This window comes from Marinimicrobium sp. UBA4509 (assembly GCF_002388575.1).
GTDB classification, from domain to species: Bacteria; Pseudomonadota; Gammaproteobacteria; order Pseudomonadales; family Cellvibrionaceae; genus Marinimicrobium; species Marinimicrobium koreense.
In genome coordinates, this window is sequence record NZ_DGMV01000084.1 from 2,279 (window position 1) to 2,640 (window position 362).

Genomic DNA, 362 nt, shown 5'->3' on the forward strand with positions numbered 1-362 from the left:
GAGACCGGCGTGCCGGTGGTCTATCGACCGTCCGGCGACAAATATCTGCTGGTGGAATACGGGCCTCTGCAGCTGGATATCCGTCTGCGCTTCCGGGCGCACGCATTGATGCTCTTTCTGCAGGAGCAGGGCGTTGACGGCATTATGGAAATGACTCCGGGCATCCGCTCTTTGCAGATCCACTATGAAAGCCAGCAGTTGTCGACAGACCGGCTGCTCGACCTGCTGGAAAAAGCCGAACACAAGTTACAGAACATCGACGAGCTGGAAGTGCCCTCGCGCATTGTTCATCTGCCCCTGAGCTGGGATGACCCGGCCTGTCGTCAGGCAGCGGAAAAGTACATGCAGTCGGTGCGCAAGGA

At 58.3% G+C, this 362-nt stretch carries 1 protein-coding gene; it reads left to right on the forward strand.

Annotated elements, in window-relative coordinates:
* Window positions 1-362 (forward strand): carboxyltransferase domain-containing protein (locus tag B3520_RS15550; protein ID WP_286876408.1); only part of this gene is annotated, 362 nt, incomplete at both ends.